Below are 9458 nucleotides of genomic sequence, written 5' to 3' on the forward strand. Positions count from 1 at the left end.
ATATGCTATATAGATTTTTAAATATACTTTTTTTTACCCTTCTTTTTAATATTGGCTATGCACAAAAAAATGTTGAAGCCTTTACAAAAAAAATAGATGAACTGGCCAAAACTAAGAAAGGTTTAAATGAAACTGTAAGGATTGATTTATCTGGATTAACACTGTATGATTTTATTAATGCTCTTGCAGAAGAGCACCAATTAAATGTAAGTGTAGATGCTAAATTAAATCAATTAGTAACTAGTAATTTTTATGATGTAAATATTAAAGATGTATTTCTGTTTTTAATACAGAAACATAAATTAGAAGTAGATGTGTTAAATAATATTTTGGTTTTTAATAAAAAGCCAGAAGAAGTTATTATAAAAAAGCCAAAACCTCTAAAAAAAATAGACGTCACTTTTAATGATAATAATAAGTTTTTATCAGTCAAATTAAATAACGATTCATTACCAAGAGTTGCTCAGGCTATTACAGATGCATCAAAACGTAATGTGGTATTAGCACCCGATGTGAAAAACGAAAAAGTATCCGCTTACATTCTTAATAGACCATTTGATCAAGTTCTTGAAATGATAGCAAAGTCAAATAGTTTGGTGCTAACCATAGATGAAAACGATAATTATTATCTAGAGAAAGATATCATTTCACAACAACCGGCCAAATCAACGACACAAACTAGTAGAAATAGAAGAACAACTTCTAAAAAGAATAATGCCACGAAAGGAGAAAATGGTGATTATGATATTAAAGTGAATGCTCAGGGGTTTTTAGATATCAAAGCAGCAGAAGCAGATGCAGCAGCTATGATTATAGAAGCAGCTGAAAAGTTGAATATCAATTATTTCATGTATAACACCCCTACAGGAATTAGTACAACTTTAATGGCTAATGGTATTACATTTGATAATTTACTCGATCACCTTTTTAAGGGAGAAAATTATACCTATAAAGTAGTTGACGATTTATTTTTAATAGGAGAGCATACTACCGAAGGTTTAAGAATGGTAGAACTGGTTCAATTAGAAAATAGAACTATAGAAACAGTTTTAGCCACATTACCCGCTACGCTTACACAAGGCATAGAAGTGAAGGAATTTATAGAGCTTAATGGCTTTGTCGTGTCTGGTTCTAAGGCGCAAATACAAGAGTTTAAAGATTATATTTACGAGATAGACCTAGTAGTGCCTGTTATACAAATAGAGGTTATTATAGTACAATACCAAAAAGCGTATGAAATACAAACAGGTATACAAGCAGGTTTAAGTAGTGAAACAGGAGGGACGACTTCTGGGGGATTATTCCCAACCAGTGATGTTGCACTTAATGCTACTTCAGTAAATAGTTTAATTGATGCTTTTAATGGTTTGGGACTAATTAATTTAGGTAAAGTTTCAGATAAGTTTTATTTAGACCTAAAAGCCTTAGAAAACAATTCGCTAATCAAACTATCTTCAACACCCAAATTGGTTACCTTAAATGGGCATGATGCAACATCTTCAATAGGAGAAACCAGCTATTATTTTGAACAAAATAATAGATTAATTAATTCGGGTGTTAACAATAATATTCTACAGTCAGGCACATGGAAATCTACCGAAGCAAATTTGAGTATAAACATAAAACCTTTTGTATCAAAAGATGAGAATGTAACACTTACCATTTTGGTCGAAAAAAGTGCTTTTTTAGGAAGGGCAGGAGAAGATGCGCCTCCTGGGAAATCAACACAGAAATTTGAATCTTTAGTTAGGGTGAAAAATAATGAAATGGTTTTACTAGGTGGTTTAGAAGAATTAGAAAACGAAAATTCTGGTACGGGAACGCCTTTGCTTTCTAGAATCCCAATACTCAAATGGTTGTTTAGTGTTAGAACAAAAAGGAAAGAAAAATCGAAGCTTCATATTTTTATTAAACCGACAGTAACATATTAAATGATATCTAAATTAAAAAATATATCAATTAAAGGACATAGATATTACGTTATAGGAATCTCTAATAATGGGAATGTATTGGAATACCAGTTACTTGAGATTTTGTTTAAAAACAATGAGTTAATAATCGAAAGCCGTTTTTTTTCTAATAATTTTGATGAATTATTTAAAGAAAAACTCACTAAAGACTATCCTGTAATTCTACATGTAGAAGGGAGTAATATTATAAATAAACAAGTTGAAAATAAAGCAGGGTATAGAAATGATTTAATTTTTAAAGCAGACTTAAACGAATTTCACTTTTTTGAGTACCATCAAAAAGAGCAAGTATTTATTTCTGTAACAAGAAAGCAAAATATAGATACTATTATAAAACAGATAAGTGATATAAATTTATATGTTATTCATTTATCTTTTGGATCATTTGTAATGGCTAATTTACTTCCTATCATAAAGGAGTATGATGAGATTGCATCACCTAATTATATTCTTGAAATAACTAATAATGAAATTTTATCATTCAAGAACGAACAAACAATAAACAAAGTATATGTTATAAATGGCGATCGTTTAAACGAAAGAGAACTACCTCTTTTAGCATCATTTTTTGATTACAAATTTCCCAACCCAGTTATTGATTTTGATACTGGTTTTTTAACAGAAAACAGCAATGAGTTTAAATTTAAAAAACTATTCAAAATAGCTGGGATTTTTGCACTTATCTTTTTTTTTGTATCGCTTTTAGCAAGTCATTTTTTAATGGATTTTTACTTAAACGCTTTAGCTGAAAAAAAATCGGAATATGTACTAGCACAGCAAACCATTGATGAAGTTAATGCTTTAAAAGACGAAAAGAAACTAAAAGAAAAAATATTGCAAACAAGTGGGATTAGCAACAAGAGTTTTATAACTAAATATGTGGCAGATATAGGTAACTCGGTGCTTTCAGATATTACATTAAACACGATAGAAGTCATCCCTCCGCAAAAAAAAATTAAGCCTAGAGAGAAAATAAATTTTAAGATTGGCATTATTACTATTAAAGGAGAAGCGACAAATGATACAGCTTTTAATAATTGGTTAAAAAAATTAGAAGACTTGTTATGGATTCAAAAAATAGATATTGATGATTATACACAGCAGACAAAAAAAACGAATGCATTCATTATAAAAATTAAAATATAATGTTTAAAAATTTCACATATAAACAGAAATTTTTTGCAGTTATAATTGGTTTTATAATACTGTTTATGGCTTCTTATAAAAAAACCTATAAGCATACATTAATTGCAAAAAAAGAATTAAAACAAGTTAAAAAAGAATTATCAGGTAATGAAAGCTCGCTCAACGAATTGTATCGTTTAAAAAATGAAATTAGTAGCATTGATAAAATTATTGGAGGGCAAACTCTAAACCCAGAGTATGTGCAGCAAACCTTACTAGATTTTATTTCAAAAAACGATTTTAATGTAAATATTGTGGATATAGAAGATGTACACTTGTTTTCAGACAGTGAATTTCTAATTTATTCAAATCAAATAGAACTCGAAGGCTCCTACAAGGATTTAACATATACGCTTTACGAAATAGAAAAGAATTTTAAAAACTCCAGAGTTATAAGCACACAATTTTATACCAAAAAAAATTACAGAACGAATACTAAAACCCTTTTTCTAAAAATAATTTTACAGAATTATGAAAATAATAAATAATACCTTTCTAGCAATCATATTACTTTTTTTGTCATTGTCTTGCGACGATATTTTGGAAGAAGATATTACAAATGATAATGTGCAAATCTCTTTCCCAAAAGAAGGAACCGTTATTGAAGGAAATACGGTTCAATTTACATGGCAAAGTATTGACGGAGCAGACGATTATAGGGTACAAGTTATTACATCTAATCAAATATTAGAAGTAGATTCTTTAATGTCAACAAATACGTTTGTATATACGCTTAATCCAGGAAGCTATCAATGGCGTATTAGAGGAGAAAATTTTGCTTATGAAACAACCTATACGTTTCCAGTTAATTTTTCAGTTGAAACTTCAGATGATTTATCAAACCAAAATGTCTCTCTTTTAACACCATCAATTGATTTTTATACAAACAATGCAAATATTATTTGTACCTGGAATGAACTTAGTAATGTGAGTTCTTATAGTTTTGAATTGATTAAAAATTTAAGTGGAGAACAAACGGTATTTAAAGAAACCGGTATTTCTTCTAATAGTTTAACAATTGATGCTGATGTATTTGATGAAGACGCAGAATATATCTGGAAAGTAAAGGCAATCAATGAAACATCTGAGACACAATTTTCACAAAGATCACTATTTTTAGATAGGGAGATCCCTAACCAACCAGCATTGGCTTCACCAGAAGATCAAGATACAACGACAACAACAGTAACCTTTAATTGGACTAATGGAGTCGATTCTGGAAATATAAAATCTAGTATCACAAATACTATAGAGATAGCATCTGATGTCAATTTTAATTCTATAATTCATTCTGCTAATACAGAAAATAATACCGTACAATATACATTTACTTCAACAGGGACTTATTATTGGAGGATAAAAGCAATAGATGCTGCTGGTAATGAAAGCGATTATAGCATTGTTAGATCTATAATAGTAGAATAAGTAGTGAGTATATAATGAATAAAAAATATTTAAATAGCACATTGATAGTCCTATTAGTTATTATTTGGGGGGCTGTATTTTATAAATATTTTGGGGACAACAAGCGGTCATCAGAAAGTGTAGATACAATTAACCCTTTAGCATTTAATGAGCAACATTATTTAGTAATTAAAGATACCTTTTTACTTAAGCTAACAGATAGAGACCCTTTTAAGGTATCTAGAGATATAAAAAAGAAATCTATAAAGCCTTCTGCTAAAAAAAACAAAAAGGTGGTAAAACCTGTTATAAAGAAAAATATGGTTTGGCCTACCATTACGTATCATGGTTTTGTTAAAGGGGAAAGTAGAAATACACGGTTAATCTTATTAAAAATAGCCAATAAGCTTTATAGAAAACGCGAAAAAGAAACTGTAAGTGATATAATTTTAGAAAAGGCTTATAAAGATTCTTTAATAGTATCCTTAAATAACAACAGTAAAACAATAATAAAAACAAGATAACCAATGAACAGATTTAATATACATCCAACAATCAATACAATTGTTTTAGTAATAGTACTAATTACTGGTATAATTTATGGTATACAAGAAAACAAACAAGAGATTGTTTATATAGATAATATTAAACTTTTTAATGGCTTTAATATGACCAAAGATATTAAGGTTATTGAAGAGGCAAAAATTAAAAAAGCAGGTAAAGTATTAGATAGCTTATATGTAATATTTAAATCTATAAACGATAAAGAAAATACATCTTTTAAAAGTTTGCAACAACAAATAGCAAAAAAGAGTAAAGCCTTTCAAGAATTGCAAGATAATTACACTCATAATTTAAGTAAAAACGTTTGGGATAGACTCAATAATTATATAAAGGTATATGCACAAACAAATAACTTAAAAATTATTTTAGGAACCAGCGGCAATGGTAATGTGATGTTTGCCGAAGAAACAATAGATATCACAAATCAAATATTGGAATTTTCAAATAGAAAATACGAAGGTAATAATTAAGGATTCTCCTTAAACATATTAAGGCTTATCCCTAGTAAGATTTTAAGTGCTTTTTTTAGTTTTAATAAAACTTTAACAAGTCATTTTTATGAAGCTTTTAACAAGGAGTATTCCCTCAATATCCTTTATGTTATTGCTAATATTAAGCATAACGATATCATGCAATAAACCTTCAAAAACTAAAAAACAATCCGAATACAAAATTTATAATTTTGAGCAACAAGGCTGGAAATCGAAGCGTATCACACACTTTATTAACGATATAAATTATACAGCTACAGAAGTTCCAATACAATACTACCTTCTAAAGAATAACCAAAGTAATTATGATAAAGTAGATTCATTATATCAGCTAAATGCCAAAGAGCGTATCATAGAAATAGAGTTTCAGCATACAAATGAAGCAGATTTATTACTAGAAGACTACACAGATAAAACCTACGAAGAAGCAGTAAAGTACATGGCCTTTGCCATAAAAAAAGACTTTACCGTAGTCACATCCTCAAATGATACCATACAGTGTTCGGGAGTAAACTTCGAACGCAACTATAAAGTAGCCCCTTTTAAACGCGTGTTACTCTATTTTAATAACATCAATCCCAAGGATCAAATAAAGCTGATATACCAAGACCATTTATTTAGAAATGGGATCTTAAAATTCAATTTTAACCAAACACCTTTAAAATTATAAGATAATATGAAAATAATATTAAAATTAGCTCTCATACTGATTGCTAGTATATCTTTTTCGCAAACTAATCTTTTAGATACATCGGTATGGACAGTAGGCACGGGTTCTGTTGTAGGGTTTAATTTGCAAGGAGTCAGTTCTGAAAATTCCAGAGAGTTAGGTACTGATCCTCATGGTTTACAAAGTGCCCTTTGGAAAGCACAGCCAACTAGTACTTCAGGTAAAATTGGGTGGAATACTGATTATATTAGTATAGACCATACTAAAACATATAGATATACATCTTGGGTTAAAAAAACAAATTCAAATGATGGGACTATTTATTTAGCACTTAGATGTAAAGACGATTTAGATAATAATACAGGTCTAAATTTAGACGATGGTCTAGTCAATACTGCTCCACGAGCATTTCAAAGTGATACGCCAAATCTAGATGAATGGTATTTATTGGTTGGATATATGCATGAAAGTGGATATAGCTCAACCACAAGTATTGGAGGAGTTTATAATACTAATGGTGTCAAAGAGGCTGATATGAATGCAGACTTTAAGTTTTCTAATACGGCTTCGCGTTTAAAACTACTTAATTATTTAGAATTTTCAACTAATACTAGTGATGAATTCATTTCATACGGACCTACTTTATATGAAGTTAACGGACAAGAACCCACGATTCAGGAACTTATAGATGATCCAGATACCCAAGCCCCAACAGTCTCTATATTATCAAGTACAGCCCAAACCGATATCACTGTAGATTTAAGCTGGGCAGGAGCAACCGACGATACAGCAGTTACAGGCTATAACATTTATAAAGATGGTGTTTTGGAAACAACTTTAGGAAATGTATTAACCTATCAAGTTACAGGATTAACAACAGAAACATCCTATGATTTCACAGTAACAGCATTGGATGCTGCTAGCAATGAAAGTGTAGTTAGCAATATAATAACAGTAACCACAAATAGCCCTTACAATAGTCAGGAGTTATATACACTATCCAATGCAGCAAGTACCTTAAATGAAGTAGACGGAACCACAGGCTGGACTGCCCATGGAGAAACAACAGTAACCACAGCAACAGAAACAGATGGGACAAGTAATTATTCTATAGTTGTAAGAAGAGGAAGCCAATATGGGTATAATGCCGCAACAAATCAAGTTCAAAATTTAACAAACGGAGTAGAATATACTATTACAATACGAGCAAGAAATGATGTGGGAAATATAGGAAGTGGACTTATTACCAGTTGGAGTGGAGTAACCAGTAACCTTCCATCAATCACAGTTTCATCAACCACATATCAGGATTATACGATGACTTTTACATCCGATGGCAGTGATTTTTCATTTAGTACATACGGATGTGATTGTACTAACAATGACGATAAAGTATATATAAGTAGTATATCAATAACAGAAGTAAACCAGACCCCACCAACGTCTGAAGGGTATTGGACTTTAACCAATCAAGATGTGTATTACAATACAGGTAATGTAGGAATAGGGACTTCAATTCCCGATTCAAAATTAACAGTAGCAGGTACTGTTCATAGCGAAGAAGTAAAAGTAGATTTATCAGTACCAGCACCCGATTATGTATTTGAAAAGGATTATAATTTAACGCCTTTAGAAACACTTCAACAATACATAAAAACCTATAAACATTTACCAAACATACCAACAGCTATAGATATGGAAGCAAATGGTGTTGAGTTAGGTGTCATGAACATGAAATTGTTAGAAAAGATAGAAGAGTTAACACTTTATATACTAGAACAAGAAAAACGATTAAATCAATTAGAAAAAATAATAAAACAACATAACTAAATTCATTTAGATACTATAGTTAGTATGTAAAAAACATTAAAAGTTGAAATTATAATTATGAAAAAAATATTAGTGATTCTTGTATTGTCAATTATATCTATTAATGTTAATAATGCACAAACATTACAGGACTGGGGAAGAAAGCAAGCTATAACAATTAATAATACCTATGTAACGGGAAGTTCAGATTTAACAGATTTTCCTTTTTTGGTAACCTTAGATCATTTAGACCCTGAAATTGTTGATGGAGGCGCTAATTCGGCATTAAATGGCGGTGGTGATATTCGCTTTTCCAGTGATGCAGCAGGTAATAACAGATTAGCCTGTGAAATAGTAAGTTTAGTAACCGATGCTACAGCAGCGAACAGGCAATGTCAAGTGTGGGTTAAAATACCAAGTCTATCATCAACCTCAGATACTACTATTTACATTTGGTATAATAAATCAGGAGAAACACAACCTGTAGCTACAGATACTTATGGAAGTCAGGCTGTATGGTCAAATAATTATGTTTCTACATGGCATTTAGACGAAGGTATTACTGCTGGAGGAAGTACACATCAAATACTAGATAGTGGTTCAAACTCTAATGATGGTGTTTCAGCAACGAATATGAATACTAATAACAGTTTGGCATGTAAAGTAGGTGATGGGATTGATTTACTAGGAAACAATTTTTTTAATGTTGGGAATGATGCCAGTTTAAACCTAACGTCAAACTTAACTGTTTCTGGATGGTTTAACCCTCACAGCTTTGGTGCTTTTTATGTATTGGGAAAACGAAGTGAAACTGTAGAAAATGGTTATAATATTCTACCACAGCTAGCAGGGCATCTAGCATATTATGATGGCACTACAATACATAGTACAGGAATGAATTATAATATTAATGAATGGAATTATGCAGTTATTAAGTTAAATGCATCAGGAACAGGTATGACTGCTTTTTTGAATGGTAATTTTTCATCAGAAATAACAGTGGTTGCTCTACCAGATGGTCTTGCCCAAAATTTATATCTGGGAGCTAGAAGTAATGGTAGTTTATTATTAGACGGTATAATAGATGAATTGCGTATTTCAAACATTGCGAGATCTGATGACTGGATATCGACAGAATATAATAACCAAAATAGTCCTTCTACATTTGCTACTTCAGGAACTCCAGTCTCTGTATCTGCAGACACAGAATCTCCAACACCTCCGACACTATCCAGTACTGACCAAACCGACACTACAGTAGATTTAAGTTGGTTAGGAGCAACCGACAATATAGGAGTTACTGGTTATAACATATATATAGATGGAGTTTTAGAAACCACCTTAGGAAATGTTTCGAGTTATCAA

At 30.7% G+C, this 9458-nt stretch carries 9 protein-coding genes; all 9 read left to right on the forward strand.

Features of this window, described 5'->3' with window-relative positions; all coding sequences use genetic code 11:
• Positions 1 to 2: 2 nt before the first annotated feature.
• Positions 3 to 1931 carry a type II secretion system protein GspD gene (locus tag Q4Q35_RS04175; protein WP_303276682.1) on the forward strand — a complete coding sequence of 643 codons (1929 nt, stop codon included), beginning with the start codon at positions 3 to 5 and terminating at the stop codon, positions 1929 to 1931.
• Positions 1932 to 3116 (forward strand): PilN domain-containing protein, encoded by a 1185-nt coding sequence (locus Q4Q35_RS04180; protein ID WP_303276683.1) that lies wholly within the window; start codon positions 1932 to 1934, stop codon positions 3114 to 3116.
• Positions 3117 to 3181: 65 nt separating this feature from the next.
• Positions 3182 to 3643 (forward strand): hypothetical protein, encoded by a 462-nt coding sequence (locus Q4Q35_RS04185; RefSeq protein ID WP_303276684.1) that lies wholly within the window; start codon positions 3182 to 3184, stop codon positions 3641 to 3643.
• Complete coding sequence (locus tag Q4Q35_RS04190; protein WP_303276685.1) at positions 3627 to 4580, forward strand: hypothetical protein; 954 nt, start codon at positions 3627 to 3629, stop codon at positions 4578 to 4580. The genes Q4Q35_RS04185 and Q4Q35_RS04190 overlap by 17 nt, the downstream gene beginning before the upstream one ends.
• Positions 4581 to 4594: 14 nt before the next feature.
• Positions 4595 to 5083 (forward strand): hypothetical protein, encoded by a 489-nt coding sequence (locus Q4Q35_RS04195; RefSeq protein WP_303276687.1) that lies wholly within the window; start codon positions 4595 to 4597, stop codon positions 5081 to 5083.
• 3 nt (positions 5084 to 5086) lie between these two features.
• The gene (locus tag Q4Q35_RS04200) at positions 5087 to 5593 is read left to right on the forward strand and encodes an OmpH/Skp family outer membrane protein (RefSeq protein WP_303276688.1); all 507 of its coding nucleotides are present in this window, start codon (positions 5087 to 5089) and stop codon (positions 5591 to 5593) included.
• Between the two features lie 88 nt (positions 5594 to 5681).
• Positions 5682 to 6284 (forward strand): hypothetical protein, encoded by a 603-nt coding sequence (locus tag Q4Q35_RS04205; protein WP_303276689.1) that lies wholly within the window; start codon positions 5682 to 5684, stop codon positions 6282 to 6284.
• 6 nt (positions 6285 to 6290) lie between these two features.
• Positions 6291 to 8114 carry a fibronectin type III domain-containing protein gene (locus tag Q4Q35_RS04210; protein ID WP_303276690.1) on the forward strand — a complete coding sequence of 608 codons (1824 nt, stop codon included), beginning with the start codon at positions 6291 to 6293 and terminating at the stop codon, positions 8112 to 8114.
• Positions 8115 to 8171: 57 nt separating this feature from the next.
• The coding region (locus Q4Q35_RS04215; protein ID WP_303276691.1) for a LamG-like jellyroll fold domain-containing protein at positions 8172 to 9458 on the forward strand (1287 nt) is incomplete at its 3' end.

Source organism: Flavivirga aquimarina (assembly GCF_030540835.1).
GTDB classification, from domain to species: domain Bacteria; phylum Bacteroidota; class Bacteroidia; order Flavobacteriales; family Flavobacteriaceae; genus Flavivirga; species Flavivirga aquimarina.

Bases quoted from the DNA above. Each gene is read 5' to 3' on its own strand.
- Q4Q35_RS04175 (WP_303276682.1), top strand. From the start codon at position 3: ATGCTATATAGATTTTTAAATATACTTTTTTTTACCCTTCTTTTTAAT.
- Q4Q35_RS04180 (WP_303276683.1), top strand. From the start codon at position 1,932: ATGATATCTAAATTAAAAAATATATCAATTAAAGGACATAGATATTAC.
- Q4Q35_RS04185 (WP_303276684.1), top strand. From the start codon at position 3,182: ATGGCTTCTTATAAAAAAACCTATAAGCATACATTAATTGCAAAAAAA.
- Q4Q35_RS04190 (WP_303276685.1), top strand. From the start codon at position 3,627: ATGAAAATAATAAATAATACCTTTCTAGCAATCATATTACTTTTTTTG.
- Q4Q35_RS04195 (WP_303276687.1), top strand. From the start codon at position 4,595: ATGAATAAAAAATATTTAAATAGCACATTGATAGTCCTATTAGTTATT.
- Q4Q35_RS04200 (WP_303276688.1), top strand. From the start codon at position 5,087: ATGAACAGATTTAATATACATCCAACAATCAATACAATTGTTTTAGTA.
- Q4Q35_RS04205 (WP_303276689.1), top strand. From the start codon at position 5,682: ATGAAGCTTTTAACAAGGAGTATTCCCTCAATATCCTTTATGTTATTG.
- Q4Q35_RS04210 (WP_303276690.1), top strand. From the start codon at position 6,291: ATGAAAATAATATTAAAATTAGCTCTCATACTGATTGCTAGTATATCT.